The following is a 20,951-nucleotide window of genomic DNA, read 5'->3' as shown; positions in this document are numbered from 1 at the left end:
ATTTTGATGAAGTTTTTTTTGCTATGAAAAAGATAATTACGCTCCTCACTCTGTTTTTTGCTCTATCAAATTATACTCTTGCCCAAACCAAAGTTAGTGGGGTTATTGTAGATAATTCAAATCAGCCAATTCCTTATGCCAATTTAGTTTTCAAAGGTTCAAACATTGGAGTTGTATCCAATGAAGACGGCAGATTTTATATAGAATCTCCCGATAATTATACCGAACTAGTAGTGTCTTACGTCGGTTTCCCCGATAAAACTATAAAGCTTCCAAAACTAGTCAATTATGATTTTAAGGTTGTAATGACCGAAGGTAACGCGCTAAAGGAAGTCCGAATATATTCTGGAAAGACTTCTAAAAAAAGCAATCCGGCTTTAGATATCCTAAGAAAAATTTGGGAAAGAAGAAGAAAGAACGGTTTGAAGATGTTCAAGCAATATGAATATGAAAAGTACGAAAAGGTAGAATTTGATATGAATACCATCGACAGTGCTTTTATGAAAAATAAAATTTTCAAAGGCATGGAATTCGTTTTCAAGAATATCGATACCTCTAAAGTTACTGGAAAGACCTATTTGCCAATTTTTATCAATGAAGCTCTGTCAGATGTCTACGGTGATAACGAAAGCAAACGAGTAAAAGAAGTGCTAAAAGCCAACAAAAATTCGGGATTAGGAAGCGGCGATGGTGTGAATATGTTTATCAAAGATTTGTATAGTGATTTTGACATTTATGATAATTATCTGAATTTCTTCGATAAGAGTTTTACAAGTCCATTATCGCGCACCGGAATCGATGTTTACAACTATATTTTGGCCGATACAGCCGTTATAGATAACAAGGTTTGCTATAATGTCATTTTCTATCCAAGACGTAAAAACGAGTTGACTTTCAAAGGAGATTTTTGGGTAAACGATACCACTTTTGCCATCAAGAAAATAAACATGGCCATTACAAAAAGCGCCAATATTAACTGGGTAAAAGATATTTATATTGAACAGGAATTCGACGTGTTAAACGATTCGGTTTTCCTCCCAACCCGAGATTATATGATGTCTGATTTTGCTTTGAGAAAAAAAGAAGAATCAAAAGGTGTTTATGGAAAACGTACCACTTTGTACAGAAATTTCAAATTTGATGAAAAGAAACCTGATAAGTTTTACAAAAGCGAAATCAATTTCATCAACAACGAAGTTTACGGTAAAACTGATGAATATTGGGACGAGAACCGATTCGAAAAGCTAAACAAAGACGAAAAGAAAATCTATGAAATGATTGACACGCTCAAAACGGTCAAGAAGTTTAAACGACTTTACAGCTTGGTTTCCATTTTGGGAAGTGGTTATATTGAAATTCCAAAATTACATTTAGATTACGGCCCAATATTTTCAACCATTGGAAATAACGAAGTGGAAGGATGGCGCCTTAGAGCTGGTGCCAGAACTTATTTTGGACCAAATGATCTTTGGCGTATGCAAGGCTATACAGCTTACGGATTTAAGGATAATAAATTCAAATATGGAATTTCCGGAAAATGGATGGTTGACAAAAAGAGCCGAGTTATCATTTCGGGCGGAAATAGACGAGATGTTGAACAAATCGGTGCCAGTCTTACTACAACAAATGATGTTTTAGGAAGAAGTTATGCGTCGTCAGGATTATTCACCACCGGCGCTAACGGTAAGTTGACCAACATCAACCTCACCACAATAGCAGCAGAAATTGAGCCTATTAAAAACATCATTTTCCAAGTAGGATTTTCATACCGAACTTTGGAGTCCGCTTCCGATACGTTTAAATTGGATTATTTCACCGATGCTACTCAAACTAACACAAAAAGTGATGTAAAACAATCTGAACTAAATTTACAAATTGAACTAACACCAAAGAAAAAGACTATTGGTTACGGTGTTGAAAGACGCGACATTGATTCCCCATTCAGTCGAATTTTTATTACCTACAGTCAAGGACTAAAAGGATTTATTAACAGTGATTTTAGCTATCAAAAAGTACAGTTATATTACAAGCAACCAATCATCATTGGACCTCTTGGTCGTTCAAATTTTACTCTGGAGTTAGGAAAAACATTTGGTACCATTCCTCTAGGTTTAATGAGTGTCGTTCCCGGTAACCAAACTTTATTTATCATTGACAATACGTTCAACAATCTTAATTTTTACGAATTTGTAGCCGATCAGTATGTAACTGCTAAGTGGGACCACAATTTTCAAGGAAAAATATTTGCTCGTATTCCGTTGTTAAGAAAATTAAATCTTAGAGAAATTGTTGGTATAAAAGGAGTTTACGGAACAGTTTCCGATCAAAACCGACTAATCAATGCGTCTGGATTAATTTATCAAGCGCCAGAAAAACCGTACTGGGAATACAGCGCTGGAATCGGAAACATTTTTAAAGTTTTCCGTCTTGATTTTGCGTGGAGAGGCAATTATAGAGATGTCCCCGATACCAATAACTTTACTGTAAAAGGTACGTTCGGATTTAATTTTTAAATTGCGGTGTTACTCTCGTTAGAAAAAAACGAGAGTCGCGTCTTCCACTATATCTTTTTTGTTCTTTCACGTCGTGTTCATTTCTAGAAAATTGTAAGGAAGAACAAAAAAGGATGCCGTTTCAACCGCTAACACAAACTACGTGTAAAACACAAAAAAACGTTCACTTAGTCATTAGGATACTTTGAAGCTGAAATGTCTTTGTATTTCTTTCTTGGTTAAAATAATAGAATTTGTACCTTTGCACTCCTAAAAATAAAGAGAAAATGACTGCAGATAAAATGTCAACATTCGATGTATTAATTGAAATTCCAAAAGGAAGTAGAAATAAATACGAATATGATTTTGAATTAAAAAAAATACGCTACGATAGAATGTTGTTTTCATCAATGATGTATCCAGCTGATTACGGATTCATTCCAGAAACACTAGCACTTGACGGCGATCCATTGGATGTATTAGTATTGGTAACAGAACCCACATTTCCAGGGTGTGTCATGGAAGTAAAACCAATCGGAGTGTTCCACATGGCCGATGATAATGGACCAGATGAAAAAGTTATTTGTGTTCCTGTTTCTGATCCAATTTGGAATAAACTAAACGACTTAAGCGATATGAATCCTCATTTGTTAAAAGAAATTGAGCATTTTTTCCAAGTGTACAAAGATTTAGAAAACAAACAAGTTGATGTAGAAGGATGGGGCAATGTTAAAGAAGCCTATGCCATCATTAAAGCATGTACAGAGCGTTTTGACGCTATTGAAAATAGACCCGAAGGCTTATTTAGTATTAAATAATTAGGGGCAAACGCTAAAAAAGGCATTATTCAGTAGAATAGTGCCTTTTTTGTTAAAGTTTTGTTACTTTTGCGACCGATAAATTTTATAACAAAAATTATTTTTATGGAATCAATGATGATTTATGTGCCAATAGTTATGGCATTAATAGGATTGGCTTTTATGGCAATCAAAAGATCTTGGGTATTAAAACAAGACGCTGGAGACGGTAAGATGAAAGAGATTTCAGATTACATTTATGAAGGTGCTTTGGCTTTCCTAAAAGCAGAATACCGATTATTAGCCATTTTCGTAGTTATTGCGAGTATAGCTTTAGCGGGTATTACTTTTATACCAGGTGTTAAAACGCATTTATTAATTGTAGTTGCTTTTATTTTCGGAGCTTTCTTTTCAGCTTTAGCCGGAAACATGGGAATGAAAATCGCAACAAAAACTAATGTAAGAACAACTCAAGCTGCTCGTACTAGTTTGCCACAAGCCTTAAAAGTTTCTTTTGGTGGTGGAACGGTAATGGGATTAGGAGTTGCTGGTTTAGCCGTTTTAGGTCTAACTGGATTCTTTATCATACTTTTTCAAAAATTCATGGGCGGTGTTTGGACAAACACTGAAGATATGACTGTAGTTCTTGAAACGCTAGCTGGTTTCTCTCTTGGAGCTGAATCTATTGCATTGTTTGCACGTGTTGGTGGTGGTATTTATACTAAAGCTGCTGACGTTGGTGCTGACTTAGTAGGTAAAGTAGAAGCGGGTATTCCAGAAGATGATCCAAGAAATCCTGCTACAATTGCAGATAACGTTGGTGACAACGTTGGTGATGTTGCCGGAATGGGTGCTGATTTATTCGGTTCTTATGTAGCAACAGTTTTGGCTGCAATGGTTTTGGGTAACTATGTGATTCAAGATATGGGCGGAATGATAAATGATGCTTTCGGTGGAATTGGACCAATCTTATTGCCAATGTCTATCGCTGGTTTCGGAATTTTATTCTCGATCATCGGAACTATGTTAGTTAAAATTTCTAGCGATACGGCTAAAGAAGCTCAAGTTCAAAAAGCACTTAACATCGGAAACTGGGTTTCTATTGTATTGACTGCTGTAGCTTGTTTCTTCTTAGTTCAATGGATGTTGCCTGCAACAATGAAAATGTCATTCTTCGGTGAAGGATTACAAGATATTTCTTCAATGCGTGTTTTCTATGCTACTTTAATTGGATTATTTGTGGGTGGAGCTATTTCTTCAGTAACAGAATATTACACAGGATTAGGTACAAAACCAGTTTTGGCCATTGTACAAAAATCATCAACTGGAGCCGGAACTAATGTAATTGCTGGTTTAGCTACCGGAATGATTTCTACGTTCCCAACCGTATTATTATTCGCTGGAGCAATCTGGTCAACATATGCTTTAGCTGGTTTTTACGGAGTAGCTCTTGCGGCTTCTGCAATGATGGCTACAACAGCAATGCAATTAGCAATCGATGCTTTCGGACCAATCTCTGATAATGCAGGTGGAATTGCTGAAATGAGTGAATTGCCAAAAGAAGTGCGTACTCGTACAGATATTTTAGATTCTGTCGGTAACACGACCGCTGCAACAGGAAAAGGTTTCGCAATCGCTTCTGCTGCATTAACCTCATTAGCTTTATTTGCTGCTTACGTAACCTTTACCGGAATTGATGGGATCAATATCTTCAAAGCGCCAGTATTAGCTATGTTATTTGTTGGGGGTATGATTCCAGTTGTGTTCTCTGCTTTAGCAATGAACTCTGTGGGAAAAGCAGCCATGGATATGGTATACGAAGTACGTCGTCAGTTTAAAGAAATTCCAGGAATTATGGAAGGAACTGGAAAACCAGAATATGCTAAATGTGTAGATATTTCTACAAAAGCTGCTTTACGCGAAATGATGTTGCCTGGAATTATGACGATTGGTTTCCCAATTGCAATTGTACTTTTAGGTAAATTAATATACTCAGACAACAACCAATTAATCGCTGAAATGTTAGGGGGTTATATGGCTGGAGTTACTGTATCTGGAGTGCTTTGGGCTGTGTTCCAAAATAACGCTGGTGGTGCTTGGGATAACGCTAAGAAATCTTTCGAAGCGGGTGTTATGATTAATGGTGAAATGACTTTCAAAGGTTCTGATGCGCACAAAGCGGCTGTAACTGGAGATACTGTCGGAGATCCATTTAAAGATACTTCTGGTCCATCAATGAACATCTTAATCAAATTGACTTGTCTTATTGGATTAGTTATTGCTCCAATCTTAGGCGCAGGTCACGAAGGTGGAACTAAAGAATCAGGTATGAAAATGGAATGTGCAGGTGATATGATGATGGGCAAATGCGATATGAGCAAATGCAAGGACATGACCAAAGAAGAGTGTGCAGCAATGTGCGATTCTTTAGGGTGTGATGCTACTCAAAAAGAAGCGTGTCTTTCTCACTATGATGCTGATGGAAAATTCATCGCTGATAAAAAAATGGACTGTTGTGCAAAAAAAGGAGCTATTGCTCCAAGCAGCGCTGAAAAAAATGTAAAAGTGGTTATTACCAATACTGATGGTAAAGCTAAAGCAACCATTACAACTACCGTTGGAGGAACTTCAACAAATGAAACTTTCGAAGGAACTGAAGCTGAAGTTCAAGCGAAAGTGGATGCTTTGAAATAATTTTCAAAAATTGATATACAAGGAATGCCTCACGAAAGTGGGGCATTTTTTTTGTCCAAATTTTTGTAAATTTAGCCACACAAGTGCAGCGAACTGACGCTGTACTGACAAAAAATACTTTTATGACTAAACTATTTTCCGTGTTATCTTTATTTATTGTTACCATTGGATTTGCTCAAAACGCATTGCCTCTGATTCCGATGCCAAAAATGGTAGAAATTGAAAAGGGTACTTTTGTACTAAACAAACAAACCGTAATTCAAGGTGATAACAATATGCCTGAAGTGTTCTATTTGCAGCAATCTATAAAGCAACGAACTGGTTTGGACTTGAAAATTGTTCCTGATAATATCAAAGCAAATAAAATTAAACTAATACAGGATGTTGATAACAAGAATTCTTCCAAAGAAAGTTACCGATTTGGGATTGTCAATAAAAGTATAGCAATTTGGGCAACTCATAGCGAAGGTTTTTTTAATGGTATTCAAACGTTACTTCAGTTAATTCCATCCGAGAAAAATAATGATATTAAATTACCTTTTGTTTTAATTGAAGACGAACCAAAATTTAAGTGGCGCGGAATGCACCTCGATTGCGCGCGTCACTTTTTTCCAGTTTCTTTTGTCAAAAAGTACATTGATTATTTAGCGATGTATAAATTTAACACCTTTCATTGGCATTTAACGGATGATCAAGGTTGGCGTATCGAAATCAAAAAATATCCAAAATTAACAGAAGTTGGTGCTTGGCGAAATGGATCAATGACAGGACATTACAACGACCAAAAATTTGACACGATTCGCTATGGCGGATTTTATACTCAAGACCAAATTAAAGAGGTCGTGGCTTATGCATCACAACGTCATATTACCGTAGTTCCTGAAATTGAAATGCCAGGTCATGCTGTCGCCGCATTAGCAGCTTATCCTCAGTATTCCTGCACAGGCGGACCATTTGAAGTAGCGAAACAATGGGGTGTTTTAGATGATGTGTTTTGTCCAAAAGAAGAAACATTTAGCTTTTTAGAAGATGTTTTAACCGAAGTTATGACACTGTTCCCGTCTGAATATATTCACATCGGAGGCGATGAATGTCCAAAAACACGCTGGAAAAACTGTCCGAATTGTCAAGTATTAATGAAGGAAAAAGGATTGAAAGACGAACACGAACTACAAAGTTATTTCGTTCAACGAATAGAAAAATTTGTCAATAGTAAAGGCCGAAAAATAATCGGTTGGGACGAAATTCTAGAAGGCGGATTAGCACCAAATGCAGCGGTTATGAGTTGGCGTGGAACCGAAGGTGGAATCACAGCGGCAAAAGAAAAACACTATGTAGTAATGACTCCAGGCTCTCATGTGTATTTTGACCATTATCAAGGTGAACCCAAAAACGAACCTTTAGCGATTGGCGGATATACAACTTTGGAAAAAGTCTATTCTTTCAATCCCATTCCAGATGAATTAACTGCTGAAGAAGCCAAGTTTATTTTAGGAGCACAGGCTAACGTTTGGACGGAATATATTCCAACATCGCAGCAAGTAGAATACATGATTATGCCAAGAATGGCAGCGCTTTCAGAAGTGTTGTGGGGAACTTCAAATCCAAAAAACTATAAAGGATTTGAAAAAAGAATCGTCAAACATTTTGACTTTTATGATAAACAAGGAATCAATTACAGCAAGGCTATTTTTGAAGTAACTTCTGCGGTTCATCCAAATGAAAAAGGAGTGGCTTTCGAATTAAAATCGCCAAATCCAACAGGTATTCGATATACAACCGATGGTTCAGAACCCATTTTAAGTTCAGCATCGTATACAAAACCAATTGTTGTTACTGAAAATACAACAGTAAAAGCAAATTATTTTGAAGACGATAAAGCCAAAAGCGCTACCATCGAACAAGCTTTTTTTATCAACAAATCTGCTGGAAAAAGGATTGAATTGGTAAATCCACCACACGAAAATTATAGTATTGGTGGCCCTTTTACTTTGGTCGATGGAATGGTTGGAAACCCGTCGAAATACGGTAGAGATTGGTTAGGATTTTGGGGTAAAGATTTAAATGCAACCATCGATTTAGGGAATATGGAAACGATTTCAAAAATTAAAATAAACACCTTGTTAGGTGAAGGAAGTTGGATTTATTTTCCAAAAGAAATTCAGTTTTTAGTTTCTTCGGATGGTAAAAATTTCAAATCAATTCAAACCATCAGTCAAAAAGAAGTAGTTGCTAAAGGTGGAAGAATTGAAGTTGATTTTCCAAAAACAGGTGCACAATTCGTAAAAGTAATTGCAATAAATAACGGAATTATTGCTGACGGATTTCCTGGTGCAGGTTCACAAAGTTGGTTATTTATTGATGAAATAAGTGTAGAATAATATGGGAAACAGAAGAAATTTTTTAAAAACAACAGCTTTGGCTTCGGCAGCTTTAGCGTTTCAATCGTTTAGTAGAAAATCGGATGAAATCGATGAGCCAATCAATACCGGAAAAACGAACAAACCCATCGTAATCTCCACATGGAATTTTGGTGTAAAAGCGAATGGTGCTGCGTGGGAAATTCTAAAAAATAACGGACGCGCTTTAGATGCAGTGGAAGCCGGAGTCAAAATTCCAGAGGGTGATCCAACCGAAAGAAGTGTTGGTTATGGCGGACGACCAGATCGTGATGGACGAGTAACACTTGATTCCTGCATCATGGATGAATTTTCCAATATTGGTTCCGTAGCTTGTTTGGAAAATATTAAACATCCAGTTTCTGTAGCGAGAGCAGTGATGGAAAAAACGCCACATGTTATGTTGGTAGGCGATGGCGCATTGCAATTTGCTTTGTCACAAGGATTTCCAAAAGAAAATTTACTAGTAGAAGATTCGGAAAAAGAATGGAAAGAATGGCTTAAAACAAGCGAATATTTACCCAAAGCCAACATCGAAAATCACGATACCATCGGAATGATTGCTTTAGATGCTCACGGAAATCTTTCAGGCGCGTGCACGACCAGCGGAATGGCTTTCAAAATGCACGGACGCGTTGGCGATTCTCCCATAATAGGCGCTGGATTATATGTAGATAACGAAATCGGTGCGGCAACTGCAACAGGACATGGCGAAGAAGTTATCCGAATTGTTGGTTGTCATTTGGTGGTCGAATTGATGCGTCAAGGAAAATCACCACAAAAAGCGTGTGAAGAAGCCGTTGCTCGAATAGTAAAATTGACTAAAAATCGCAATAAAAACCTAAAAGATATTCAAGTTGGATTTATCGCTTTAAATAAAAAAGGCGAATATGGTGCGTATTGTATTCAAGACGGATTCAATTTTGCCGTGAATGATACTACAGGTAACAAATTAATAAATTCGGAATACTTTCTGAAATAGGTTTATATGCACTTAAATGACTTATATGGTTAAGAATCCTCAACTAGAAATCGCTTGTTTCAATTTAGAATCGGCTTTAATTGCACAACAAAACGGTGCCGATAGAGTAGAACTTTGTGATGAAATAACCCTTGGCGGAATTACGCCAAAACTTGAAATTATCCTAAAAGCAAAGGAGCAATTAACAATTGATTTGTTCATAATGATTCGTCCAAGAGGCGGAAATTTTGTTTATTCTGTTGATGAATTTCAAAAGATGAAAGAAGATATTCAAACTATTAAAAAACTAAATGTTGATGGTTTTGTTTTCGGAATTTTGAACTTAGATAATACAATTAATATTGAACAGAATAAAGAATTAGTACAATTGGCAAATCCAATTCCGTGCAGTTTTCATCGGGCTTTTGATGCGGTTTTAAATCCTTTGCAAGCGCTTGAAGAAATCATTGATTGTGAGTTTCAAACTATTTTAACTTCTGGAAATGCTCCAGATGTTAGTCAAGGAATCCATCAATTGGAACTTTTAGTTCAAAAAGCGAATAATAGAATAGTAATTATGCCAGGCGGCGGATTGCGTTCTTCAAATGGTAAAGCAATTCAGCAAAAAGCCAAAGCCATTTATTTTCATTCGTCTGCAATTACAGATAATTCCGAAGTAGCAAATCCCAAAGAAATTCAAAAATTAAAAGCAATTCTTTATGCGTAATTTTGTAATTCTACTTCTTTTTCCATTGACTCTTATGAGTCAGAACAGTCAACGCAGCTTAAATAATGAAGATTGGAAATTCAAACAAGAGAATAAAGAAAATTGGCTACCAGCAAAAATTCCCGGAACCGTTCACACCGATTTGTTATCCAATAAAGTAATTGAAGATCCATTTTTCGGAACTAATGAAAAACAACTGCAATGGATTGAAAACGAAAATTGGAACTACAAAACATCGTTTACTATCGCAAAATCGGAATTGAAATTTAAAAATATAGAATTAGAACTTAAAGGTTTGGATACGTATGCAACGGTTCTTCTCAATGGTAAACCAATTTTAGAAGCCAATAATATGTTTCGAACATGGAAAATTCAAGTCAAAAATAATCTGATTGAAGGAAAAAATACTATCGAAATCAAATTCAAATCAGCAGTTCTAAAAGGAAAATCAGAAGCACAAAAATTGACTTACTCGCTTCCGGGCGATGAAAAAGTTTTTACTAGAAAAGCCCAATATCAATACGGATGGGATTGGGGACCCCGATTGGTAACCGCAGGAATTTGGAAAGATGTCAATCTGATTTTTTGGAATAACCTAGCTATCGAAAACGTATCGTACAATCAATTGGAATTAAACGATCAGAAAGCTATTTTAGAATTTGTAACAGAAATTAAAGTAGATAGAATAAGTACAATTAAATTAAAAATTAATGATATTCTTGAAACTTTTAATCTGAAAAAAGGGTTGAATATAATCAGCATGAACTATGAAATTAATAATCCAAAACGTTGGTGGACAAACGGATTAGGAGAAGCGCATTTGTATCCGTTTGAAATTAGTTTAATTGATCAAAAAAAGACAGTTTCGGTAAAAAAACTAAATATCGGACTTAAAACCATTGAGCTTATTCAAGAAAAAGACAAAATCGGAACTGGTTTTTATTTCAAATTGAACGGAATTCCTGTTTTTATGAAAGGTGCCAATTATATTCCAGACGATAGTTTTGTGCCAAGAGTTACCGATTCCATTTACAAAACGAGAATTAAAACTGCGGTTGATTCTAACATGAATATGCTTCGGGTTTGGGGTGGAGGAGTTTATGCTTCGGATGCTTTTTATGACGAATGTGATAAAAAAGGAATTCTGGTTTGGCAAGATTTTATGTTTGCATGTGCTATGTATCCAGGCGATACCGATTTTTTAGCGAATGTAAAACGCGAAGTAATTGATAACGTAACTCGTCTTCAAAATCATCCTTCGTTAGCCATTTGGTGTGGTAATAATGAAAACGATGAAGGTTGGAAAAACTGGGGTTGGCAAAAACAATACAATTATTCCAGAGCCGATTCTACTAAAGTTTGGAACGATTATGAGAAGTTGTTTCATCAACTTATTCCAAAAACATTGGATAGTTTATCGCCCAAAAACAAGGCAATTTATTGGCCTTCATCACCTTCGATTGGTTGGGGAAAAAAGGAAAGCATGTCACAAGGCGATTCGCATTATTGGGGAGTTTGGTGGGGAAAAGAACCTTTTGAAATCTATAAAAAGAAAGTCGGGCGTTTCATGAGTGAATATGGTTTTCAAGGAATGCCAAATTTGGAAACCTTGCAAAAAGTTGTTCCTCAAAACGATTTGAATTTAACTTCGGAAGCGATTAAGAACCATCAAAAGCATCCAACAGGGTACGAAACCATCAACGAATACATGGCCCGTGATTACAATGTTCCAAAGGATTTTGAGGATTATAATTATATTTCGCAATTGCTTCAAGCGGATGGAATGAAAACAGCAATCGAAGCGCATCGAAGAGCGAAACCTTATTGTATGGGAACGTTATATTGGCAATTCAACGATTGTTGGCCAGTAACTTCGTGGAGTTCGGTAGATTATTATGGCCATTGGAAAGCCTTTCAGTATCAAGTGAAACGGAGTTATAAAAACATGCTTCTTTCTGTAAATGAAGAAGATGATTTTTATAAAGTTTATCTCGTAAACGATACTTTACAAAAATATTCAGATAAAATAGTTTTAGAATTGACCTCGTTGGATGGAAAATTACTTTGGAATGCTTCAAAAGAAATCTACGTAGAAGATAATACTAGTTCGATTGTATTTCAAATTCCTAAAGCTGATTTTTCAAAATTCGATTTGCAAGAAGTTGTTTTAAATGTTCAGTTTAGAGATGCAACTTCTAATTATTTCTTTGGTAAACCAAGAGACTTACAACTAAGTAAACCAACTATCCAAATAAAAAAAATTGACGAATTGACTTATGAAGTTTCTTCGGATGTTTTAGCTAAAAATGTTTATTTATCATCGGAACAATACACTTTTTTTAGTGACAACTATTTTGATGTACTTCCAAATCTAAAAGTACAAATTAAACTTTCCAATCCAATTCAAAAGATAAAAGTAAAATCTTTATTTGATACATTAAACTAAAAAAGGCTGTCAGTAACGACAGCCTTTTGCTATTTAATAAAACTATCTCTGTTTGATAATCTTGATCATTTTCTCTTTATCATCTGCAAAAACTTTTACAAAATAAGTTGCATCAGCCAAACGCGATAAGTCCAATTGAACTTCAGTTGCATTAGCATCCTGACTCATTAAAATCTGGCCAAGCATACTGATCAAAGTAACTTTAGTAATGACTTTCGAATAACTAATATTCAAAACAGATGAGGTTGGATTTGGATAATAATTGAAATGTAAATCATCAAATTCACCAGCTCCTAAAGTAACTGTAACCGTAACCGCAAAGGGTTGACTTGGACAAGTTGCAGAAAAAGCGACTGCATAATAAGTGGCTCCATTGTTTAAAACAGTAGAAAGTGGTAAAGGATTATTTAATAAAAGAACATCCGCAAGTGATGCATACCAATTCACATTAGGTTGACTTATCACAAGATCAGCAATTGTTGCATTATTTAAATCAGTTACATCAAAAGATTGCGAAGCATTTCCTGTTGGAGTTGCTGTTGTGTGAACTGTAATCGTGATAGTTGTCGTTCCAGCACATTGTCCTGAAGCAGGAGTAAATGTGTACGTTGTAGTAGCCGTATTATCTAACGTTGGAGACCAAGTTCCAGTATATCCATTTATTGATGTTGTTGGCAATACCGATAAAGTATCTCCGTTACAAATTGGCGTTACGGCAGTAAAGGTTGGCGTTACTTTTTGATTTACGGTAATGGTTAATGAAGCATCTGTCGCACATTGACCTGAATCAGAAGTGAAAGTATAAGTTGTAGTTTGCGTATTATCTAAAGCAGGTGACCAAGTTCCAGTATACCCGTTAGTTGATGTTGTTGGCAATACCGATAAAGTATCTCCGTTACAAATTGGCGTTACGGCAGTAAAGGTTGGCGTTACTTTTTGATTTACGGTAATGGTTAATGAAGCATCTGTCGCACATTGACCTGAATCAGAAGTGAAAGTATAAGTTGTAGTTTGCGTATTATCTAAAGCAGGTGACCAAGTTCCAGTATACCCGTTAGTTGATGTTGTTGGCAATGCCGATAAAGTATCTCCGTTACAAATTGGAGTTACGGCAGTAAAGGTTGGCGTTACTTTTTGATTTACGGTAATCGTTAATGAAGCATCTGTCGCACATTGACCTGAATCAGAAGTGAAAGTATAAGTTGTAGTTTGCGTATTATCTAACGTTGGAGACCAAGTTCCAGTATACCCGTTAGTTGATGTTGTTGGCAATGCCGATAAAGTATCTCCGTTACAAATTGGCGTTACGGCAGTAAAGGTTGGCGTTATTTTTTGATTTACGGTAATCGTTAATGAAGCATCTGTAGCACATTGACCTGAATCAGGAGTGAAAGTATAAGTAGTAGTTTGCGTATTATCTAACGTTGGAGACCAAGTTCCAGTATACCCGTTAGTTGATGTTGTTGGCAATGCCGATAAAGTATCTCCGTTACAAATTGGCGCAACGGCATCAAAGGTTGTTATTTCTTGTGTGGACAAGGTTTGTATAATATTTAGCCCGAAAGTTCCTTGCTCATTATTTAAACCAAAATAGCCTTCTACCTTAACATAAACAACATCTTCACTTGTAACATCTAAGTCGTTTATGGCAGATTGAAAACTATTCACATTCGGACAGTCATCGTCGCTATAGGCTAATTCTGTTGATCCATCTGCTGCAAATACCGTCAAAATCGTATCAAAATTGGAGCCGGTACAAGTATCAACACTTAGCGCCGTCGCGCACGGACTCAAAGTTACTTTATACCAAACATCTGGTGATAATTCTCCGCCAGTATCCGTATAGCAATTTACGGCTAGGTTATTTCCAATAGTATTATAATTAGTTCCGACAACGTCTACTGCTGTTGCTAAAGTATCTCCCGGAGCGGGTCCGTTATTGATAGTCAAATCTAAAGTGTCCGTACTGCAACTATGAGGATCAGAGGCAATAATTAGATTTTTTATAGCAATATAATGATTAGGCACAGTAGTAGTTGTGCTGATTTCTATTTTAGTGATTAAGTTGTTGTCAAAATAGCCAAATCTATCGCTATCCGTTGTAACTGTTCTGCTTTGAACGTGGCCATTAGTAAAATAAGTAACCGTTATATTTCCGGATATAATATTGTCATTTAGATCGGTTGTAAAATAATCTCCAGAAACACCATAAACAGGTGAGCTGAAATTTATTGTCAAAGTGTTATTTGGATTAAGAGTCCCAACAAAATCGCCACTTGAATACATTCCGCCTGGAGCGGTCAAAGTAGCTGCTATGGGCCCAAAAGGCACAATTATTTGACTGCCTGAATTTTGATTTTCTAAGCTATCTCCGTTAATAGTCGAATTAAAGGAATAACCCTGCTCTAACCATAATGCTAAATCATCAATTTCTTGAGTATCAGTAAGACCAATCGATGTAGAATATAAACCACTTGTTGTATACGTTTGTCCATTTACAGGCCAGGTGTAACTTGTACAGGCTACAAATGGATCTGTGTAAGTAGAAATCGGATTTACAATAATAGTGACGGTTTTGGTTGAGGCGCACTCGCCGCTATCTGGTGTAAAGGTATAAGTTGTGGTAGTGGTTGGATCTAATGCTGGAGCCCAAGTTCCAGGAATTCCATTAACTGAAGTTGTCGGTAATGGTAATAAACTATCTCCGAGACAAATTGGATTAATTACTGCAAATGTTGGGATTACAATAGGATTAATTGTCAAATCCAACACTTCTGTAGAAGTTGGATTAGTAGCAATGCTTAAGTTTTTCAACGAAATATATCGTGTAATATCTGTTGATGAAAGAACGATACTTGTTATAGGTGTAACGGCGAAATAGCCAAAATCCTCGGTATCGGTAGTTACCGTTCGACTATCAGTCTGACCGTCAGAATAGGTTGCAGTAATGTTTCCCGATATAATATTGTCATTCACATCGGCAGTAAAATAATTGGCAGAAACACCATAAACACCGGGACTAAAAGTAATAGTTACCGCTTCGTTTGGATTGTTGGCACCAACAGCACTTCCGCTAGAATACATACCGCTTGGTGCATTCATGCTTATGTTTACAGAACCTAAAGTTAAGTTTATGGATGCTGTAGCAGGAATTCCAGCTAAATTATTTGTTGAAATAGTCGCCCCGTTCGTTGTAGCTGAAGTATTCCAATCGGTCTGATCTGAAAAAAGTTGGGTAATTCCACCACCTGAAGTATAGATGCCACTTGTAGTGTAGGTTTGTCCATTTTCAGACCAAGTATACGTATCACAAGCGGTAATAGTAGCTGTGGCTTGTGTACTTGGTTGTGCGGGTTGTGTTGTACGTGATGCGTTTTTAATGGAAGTTCTTTTTGAAAAATCACTGTGTTTTCCTGAATCTTTTCCACCTCTAGATTGACCGGAAACATTTAAATTAAATGATACGAATAACAAGAACGATAATACAAGGTTTTTTTGTAGGTAATTTTTTTGCATGAGATTTGATCTTTTTGTTGGGACGATAAAATCGACTTTAATTCTTTACTCTAAAGAATTATTGTTTAAACTATTTTGATAAAAATAGATATTTAAAATAAATAGTATGTAAAAATATCGTTGTCTTTGAGGTTATTAACGATAAACAAACAAAAACGCCCTTCGATTGAAAGGCGTTTTTAATTTTTTTGTAGTATTTTAGAACAATCCGTTTATCTCGGCATTTATTCTGTTTATAATTTCTCCTAGATCTTCGGGGTTATTTACAAAATCAATGTTGTCCACATCAATTATTAGGAGTTTTCCTTTGTCATAGGTATGAATCCAGGCTTCATATCGTTCGTTCAAACGGCTTAAATAGTCAATTGAAATCGTATTCTCATAATCACGTCCGCGTTTGTGAATCTGCGCAACCAAATTAGGAATAGAACTTCTCAAATAAATCAATAAATCGGGAGCGCCAACCAAACCCTCCATCAACTGAAATAAATCGGAGTAATTCTCAAAATCACGATTGGTCATCAAACCCATTGCATGCAAGTTGGGTGCGAAAATGTGTGCATCCTCGTAAATCGTTCTATCCTGAATGATATTTTTCCCGCTTTCACGAATTTGCAATACTTGACGAAAACGGGAATTTAAGAAGTAAATCTGAAGATTAAAACTCCAACGCTCCATCTGATGGTAAAAATCATCTAGATACGGATTGTCAACTACGTCTTCAAAATGAGGTTCCCATTTGAATTGTTTGGCCAAAAATTTAGTTAAAGTTGTCTTTCCAGCTCCGATGTTTCCTGCTACTGCTATGTGCATTATGGTAATTTTATTTTATAATTCTTAATTTGTTGGTTGGTAAAAATAGCCAAAAATTGGTCTTTGTAGTAATAATTTTGAAACGATTTCTCAACAATTTCTATTTCGTAAACCGTTTTCGTCACGTTATTCAAGCAATACAGAATGTTGTCTCTCGAAAACAAAAGCTTATCACGGTCAATTATCTGAATTTTTTCAAATGGTGGAATATTAGCTAGCAAGGTTACTTTGCCAAAAATATCCGTGGCGTACCAATTGTTAATTTCATCAATCCAATAAAAATTATTGAAATCAGATTCCGTGTATTTTATCGCTTCCTGAATGGGGTTTCCAATGTTCTTAAAAGTGTTTTTTAAATAATCAAAAAGAAGTATCTGCTGCGTCAGCGAATTGTAAATCCAAAACTGATCCTGAGAAGCCATTCCAACTTTAGAAGCAAAAATACTACCATCAATATCAAAGAGATTGAATTTTTGTATTTCGTTTAGCTGATTGTCAAGTGTGATTATTGTATTAAAATCTTCATAAAAAACAACAACCTTCAACGGATTAACATAATCTACAGAGGTGATTTTGCCCAGGGCTACGTTTTTGTATTCCCAAGTTTGGCTTTCGTTTTGTTTGATAAAAACATTGTCTTTGATGTAGTAATTATTGCCCAAACCATCAAAACCAATATACGTTTTGTTTTCAAGTAGAGCTGTACTTACTGCCGTGGTGGTTACTTTTTTGTTCTGACAAAAACCAAGCACGAAGTTGAAAAGTAATAGGAAATAAAACATTCTTTTAATCATAGCGCTAATTTACGGCAAATGGATTTAATTTCGGCGTCAAAAAATTGTAATTCAAGAATTGTTGAAGAGATTAGACTTCTTTATTTATCAGATTTTTTCCAGAAAACTTCCACTGTATTTTTTTTAATTCTCGTTTTAATCCACAACTCTAACTGTTTTGAATCTGCTTTATTTAAAGTTTTTTCACTAGTGTAAATCACAACGGGAACGATGGTTGATTTGTCTTCTTTAGTATTAAAAGGATGATTAGATATAGAAATATCATTCACCGTTGGGAAAAGTATTTTGGCCTCACTCAGCAACGATTCATTGTCATAGTTATTGTCTTGTATTTCATTTCTTAAGGAAGCAATAATAGCGTCCTTCTTATCTACGCCTACTTTGTCATTTTTAATTTGGTTCAAGATATCTTGCTTCAGGTTAGTTGTATCTTGCCTGATTTTAAAATTCACATTACGTAATCCATAATTCTTTAATCTGTTTTTAATTTCTACCGTTTCCGGATGCGTAAAGCGTTTTGTGAGCAATGCCAATTCTATCGCACTCGGAGTTGATTTGTAATTGACTTTTTTATAAATTATCGTGTATCCTTTATCCGTAAATTCATTTTGGATGAACGTATTCACTTTTTGGTCAAATTTTCTTTCTTCAAATAAGGTGTAGGCAAAATAAATACTAGGTACAAGCAATATTAAGGTCAGTATCGAAATCATGACGGTAATTTGTTTTTCACGTGCTTTTTCAAATTGCATATACCGCGGATATTTCAGGAACTTGACGATAAGAAAGGTCGCGATGCAAATAAAAACGCAATTTATAGTGTACAAATAAATCGCACCGCCAAAAAAACGCATATTTCCAATGGACAATCCATAACCTGCAGTACAAAGTGGCGGCATCAAAGCGGTGGCAATGGCTACTCCGGGAATTGGGTTTCCTTTTTCTTTTCGAGTTATGGCAATTACACCGACCAATCCACCAAAAAAAGCAATTAGAATATCATAAATGTTGGGTGAAGTACGGGAAAGCAATTCCGATTGCGTTTCCTTAAACGGACTCAAATAAAAATAAAGTGTAGATACCGCCAATCCAACAATAGTAGCAATGAATAAATTTTTTAAAGACTTTTTAAGAAGTTCAAAATTGTAGATCCCTAACGCAAAGCCAGCTCCAACAATTGGTCCCATAAGCGGTGAAATTAACATGGCGCCAATAATCACGGCAGTCGAATTTACATTTAAACCAACTGATGCTACTACAATTGCACAAGCAAGAATCCAAAGATTGGCGCCTCGAAAAGAAATATTAGATTTTACATTTTCTAAAACCGCTTTTTTATTATCCTCGCCTTTGCTTAGGTTGATAAAATCTAAAAATTTATTCATACCGCTTGATTTGTATCAAATATAACAATTTTGTTTTCAATTGCACTTGAAACAAATGCTGCTATAACAAGCATTTATGCCATTTGCCTCTAAATGCCATTTTTTAACATTAGATTGGTAACATAAACGATGAAGTTTCGTCATATTTGCTATTCAAATAAAAAAAAATGAAAAAGGTCTATTTTACTTCATTATTCTTAATAGTATTTAGTATTTCAAACGCCCAAAAAGATTTTCAAGGAATGGCAGTTTATGAATCCAAAACCAGCACCTCCGATTTTACTTCCCGAATGCAAGGAAATAAAGAAATTACTCCCGAAATTCAGAAAATGATTCAAGAGAATATGAAGAAAATGTTCGAAAAAACATTCATTCTGAACTTTGATAAATCAGCCTCTATATATAAAGAAGAAGAAAAACTTGAAGCTCCAGGTACGCAAGGCGGCGGAAGAATGAAAATGATGTCCAATATGATGGGCGGTGGCGGAACCTATTATAAAAACGTAAAAGACAAAACCTATACCGTGGACAAAGAGTTTATGGGAAAAGAGTTTTTGGTTAAAGATTCATTGCCAAAATTAAACTGGAAAATGGAAAGTGAAACTAGAATGATTGGCGGATATACTTGTTTTAAAGCAACTGCTGTTCAACCAGTCAGTCAATCTGATTTTAAAAATTTCCGATTGAAAAAGAAAGACGAAAGTAAAGAAGGTGAAGGAAAAAAAGAGGACACTACAAAGAAAACCAATTTCATGGATGAGGTTGAAATTCCAAAAGAAGTCACTATTACCGCTTGGTATACTCCTGAAATTCCAGTAAATCAAGGCCCTGAAACTTATTGGGGATTACCAGGTCTAATCTTGGAAGTAAACGACGGAAAAACTACAATTTTATGTTCAAAAGTTGTGATGAATGCAAAGGAAAAAGCAGAAATTAAAGCACCTGCAAATGGTAAAATCGTCACCCAAAAAGGCTACGATGAAACCGTAATGAAGAAGATGGAAGAGATGAGAGAAATGAATCAGGGAAGAGAAGGAATGCAAATCAGAATGGGGAGATAATTTTAAAATTTACAACTATGATAAAAACTACTTTTTCAATTGCATTACTTATTTTGGGTTTAACGACTTCGGCTCAAGAATTTCAAGGAAAAGCGGAATATTTTTCTAAATATATTTTTAAAAAAGATAAAACAATAGAGGATAAAGTTGATGACGATCTCGAATTGTCAGCACTTATCAAAGAAGCACTTAATAAATCTTCTCAGAAATCATTTTTGTTAACGTTTTCTAAGATCGATGCCGTTTATGAAGAAAATGAAGTATTAGAACAACCTAATGCAGCAACAGGCGGAATGAGTATTTCGATAAAAATGTCGGGAGCTGGTAAGAAATACATTAATACTAAAGAAAAAATTTTACTTGCTGAGGATGAAATTTTTGGCAAAGAATTCTTAATTGAAGAACCTTTAACACAGCCCAGTTGGAATCTAAAGGAGGAATCTAAAAAAATTGGTGATTATACTTGTTTCAAAGCGGAATTAATTATTCCAGTAACCCAAAAGCAGAAAGATGATTATCAAGAGTATCTGAAAAAAGAAGAAAAAAAGCCAGCATTATTCAAACAAGAAGAACCAAAAGATAATGTTGTTACCGCTTGGTATACTCCAGAAATTCCAGTAAGTTTTGGCCCAAATAATTATTGGGGTTTGCCAGGATTAATTTTAGAAATAAATGAAGAAAACCAGATCATCCTATGTTCTAAAGTTACATTAAATTCCAAAGCGAAATCGGAAATTAAAAGACCTAAAAATGGAGAAAAGGTAAGTCAAAATAAATTTGATGAAATTCAAAAGAAAAAGAGTGATAGTATGAAAAATGAAGATGGTGTTATCATTTTTTCAAGAGAAGAATAATTAACTAAATAT

Annotated in this window: 13 protein-coding genes; 9 read left to right on the top strand and 4 right to left on the bottom strand. The window is 35.5% G+C overall.

Annotated elements, in window-relative coordinates:
* Positions 1–23 precede the first annotated feature (23 nt).
* The 7 genes from PSU83_RS12720 (at position 24) to PSU83_RS12690 (ending at position 12,516) form a co-directional block, all read left to right on the top strand.
* The gene (locus PSU83_RS12720; RefSeq protein WP_300589901.1) at positions 24–2,513 is read left to right on the top strand and encodes a DUF5686 and carboxypeptidase-like regulatory domain-containing protein; all 2,490 of its coding nucleotides are present in this window, start codon (positions 24–26) and stop codon (positions 2,511–2,513) included.
* 266 nt (positions 2,514–2,779) lie between these two features.
* On the top strand, positions 2,780–3,310 hold the full coding sequence (locus PSU83_RS12715) for an inorganic diphosphatase (protein ID WP_300589899.1): 531 nt from the start codon (positions 2,780–2,782) through the stop codon (positions 3,308–3,310).
* A 105-nt stretch (positions 3,311–3,415) separates the two neighbouring features.
* Positions 3,416–5,983: a sodium-translocating pyrophosphatase gene (locus PSU83_RS12710; protein ID WP_300589898.1), complete on the top strand. Its 2,568-nt coding sequence runs from the start codon at positions 3,416–3,418 to the stop codon at positions 5,981–5,983.
* A 122-nt stretch (positions 5,984–6,105) separates the two neighbouring features.
* Positions 6,106–8,364 (top strand): family 20 glycosylhydrolase, encoded by a 2,259-nt coding sequence (locus PSU83_RS12705; protein WP_300589897.1) that lies wholly within the window; start codon positions 6,106–6,108, stop codon positions 8,362–8,364.
* A 1-nt stretch (position 8,365) separates the two neighbouring features.
* Positions 8,366–9,364, top strand: a complete 999-nt coding sequence (locus PSU83_RS12700) for a N(4)-(beta-N-acetylglucosaminyl)-L-asparaginase (RefSeq protein ID WP_300589896.1) — start codon at positions 8,366–8,368, stop codon at positions 9,362–9,364.
* Positions 9,365–9,389: 25 nt separating this feature from the next.
* Positions 9,390–10,070, top strand: a complete 681-nt coding sequence (locus tag PSU83_RS12695; protein WP_300589895.1) for a copper homeostasis protein CutC — start codon at positions 9,390–9,392, stop codon at positions 10,068–10,070.
* Positions 10,063–12,516: a glycoside hydrolase family 2 protein gene (locus PSU83_RS12690; protein WP_300589894.1), complete on the top strand. Its 2,454-nt coding sequence runs from the start codon at positions 10,063–10,065 to the stop codon at positions 12,514–12,516. The genes PSU83_RS12695 and PSU83_RS12690 overlap by 8 nt, the downstream gene beginning before the upstream one ends.
* A 42-nt stretch (positions 12,517–12,558) precedes the next feature.
* Here the strand turns inward: PSU83_RS12690 and PSU83_RS12685 are convergent, their stop codons facing one another.
* The 4 genes from PSU83_RS12685 to PSU83_RS12670 form a co-directional block, all read right to left on the bottom strand.
* Entirely contained in the window at positions 12,559–16,032 is a 3,474-nt protein-coding gene (locus PSU83_RS12685; protein ID WP_300589892.1) for a T9SS type A sorting domain-containing protein, read from the bottom strand.
* A 198-nt stretch (positions 16,033–16,230) separates the two neighbouring features.
* Complete coding sequence (locus tag PSU83_RS12680) at positions 16,231–16,845, bottom strand: deoxynucleoside kinase (protein WP_300589890.1); 615 nt, start codon at positions 16,843–16,845, stop codon at positions 16,231–16,233.
* Positions 16,845–17,639 carry a hypothetical protein gene (locus PSU83_RS12675; RefSeq protein ID WP_300589889.1) on the bottom strand — a complete coding sequence of 265 codons (795 nt, stop codon included), beginning with the start codon at positions 17,637–17,639 and terminating at the stop codon, positions 16,845–16,847. The genes PSU83_RS12680 and PSU83_RS12675 overlap by 1 nt, the downstream gene beginning before the upstream one ends.
* A gap of 80 nt (positions 17,640–17,719) precedes the next feature.
* Positions 17,720–19,024, bottom strand: a complete 1,305-nt coding sequence (locus PSU83_RS12670; RefSeq protein ID WP_300589888.1) for a DUF389 domain-containing protein — start codon at positions 19,022–19,024, stop codon at positions 17,720–17,722.
* Positions 19,025–19,191: 167 nt separating this feature from the next.
* Between PSU83_RS12670 and PSU83_RS12665 the strand changes: the two genes are divergently transcribed.
* Positions 19,192–20,085 carry a GLPGLI family protein gene (locus PSU83_RS12665; protein ID WP_300589887.1) on the top strand — a complete coding sequence of 298 codons (894 nt, stop codon included), beginning with the start codon at positions 19,192–19,194 and terminating at the stop codon, positions 20,083–20,085.
* Positions 20,086–20,102: 17 nt separating this feature from the next.
* A complete protein-coding gene (locus PSU83_RS12660; RefSeq protein ID WP_300589886.1) occupies positions 20,103–20,939 on the top strand; it encodes a GLPGLI family protein in 837 nt (278 codons plus the stop codon).
* The last annotated feature ends 12 nt before the right edge of the window (positions 20,940–20,951 follow it).

Origin of the sequence: Flavobacterium sp., from assembly GCF_029945805.1 — a bacterium.
Taxonomy (GTDB): Bacteria; Bacteroidota; Bacteroidia; order Flavobacteriales; family Flavobacteriaceae; genus Flavobacterium.
The sequence above is the reverse complement of the archived record's forward strand: the minus strand, read 5'-3'. Positions and strand labels throughout refer to the sequence as shown.